Genomic DNA, 1,164 nt, shown 5'->3' with positions numbered 1-1,164 from the left:
TTATGCAGTTACTTTAGCAACAACACCAGCACCTACAGTACGACCACCTTCACGGATCGCAAAACGTAGACCTGGGTCCATTGCGATCGGGTGGATCAATTCTACTGACATTTCTACGTTGTCACCAGGCATAACCATTTCTACGCCATCTTGTAATTTGATCGCGCCAGTTACGTCAGTTGTACGGAAGTAGAACTGTGGACGGTAACCGTTAAGGAATGGAGTGTGACGACCACCTTCTTCTTTAGAAAGTACGTATACTTCTGCATCGAATTTAGTGTGCGGCTTGATTGTACCTGGTTTAGCAAGTACCTGACCACGTTGTACGTCTTCACGCTTAGTACCACGAAGCAAGATACCACAGTTCTCACCTGCACGGCCTTCGTCTAGAAGTTTACGGAACATCTCAACACCAGTTACAGTTGTCTTAACTGTGTCTTTGATACCCACGATTTCAACTTCTTCACCAACTTTGATGATACCCGCTTCTACACGACCAGTTACTACTGTACCACGGCCTGAGATAGAGAATACGTCTTCGATTGGCATCAAGAATGCTTTGTCGATTGCACGCTCTGGCTCTGGGATGTAAGAGTCAAGGGCTTCAACAAGCGCGATAACTGATGATTCACCATATTGACCAGCGTCACCGTTAAGTGCAGCAAGTGCTGAACCACGGATAACAGGAGTGTCATCACCTGGGAAGTCATAAGTAGAAAGAAGTTCACGAACTTCCATTTCTACCAATTCAAGTAATTCTTCGTCATCAACAAGGTCACACTTGTTCAAGAATACAACGATGTAAGGTACACCAACCTGACGTGAAAGAAGGATGTGTTCACGAGTTTGTGGCATTGGACCGTCAGTCGCAGCACATACAAGGATCGCGCCGTCCATCTGAGCAGCACCAGTAATCATGTTTTTAACATAATCGGCGTGGCCCGGGCAGTCTACGTGAGCGTAGTGACGGATTGGAGAATCGTATTCTACGTGTGAAGTATTAATGGTAATACCACGTGCTTTTTCTTCAGGAGCTGAGTCGATTTGTGAGTAATCTTTCGCTTCACCGCCGTAAGTTTTTGCACAGATTGTTGCAATCGCAGCAGTTAAAGTTGTTTTACCATGGTCAACGTGACCAATTGTACCCACGTTTACGTGTGGTTT

At 45.6% G+C, this 1,164-nt stretch carries 1 protein-coding gene; it reads right to left on the bottom strand.

Annotation, left to right across the window (positions count from 1 at the left end; all coding sequences use genetic code 11):
• Window positions 1-1,164 (bottom strand): elongation factor Tu (gene tuf / locus OC23_RS11435; protein WP_052209162.1); only part of this gene is annotated, 1,164 nt, incomplete at its 5' end.

It is taken from the genome of Acinetobacter sp. A47, assembly GCF_000805455.1.
Lineage (GTDB): Bacteria > Pseudomonadota > Gammaproteobacteria > Pseudomonadales > Moraxellaceae > Acinetobacter.
This window is presented reverse-complemented; position numbering and strand designations above follow the sequence as displayed.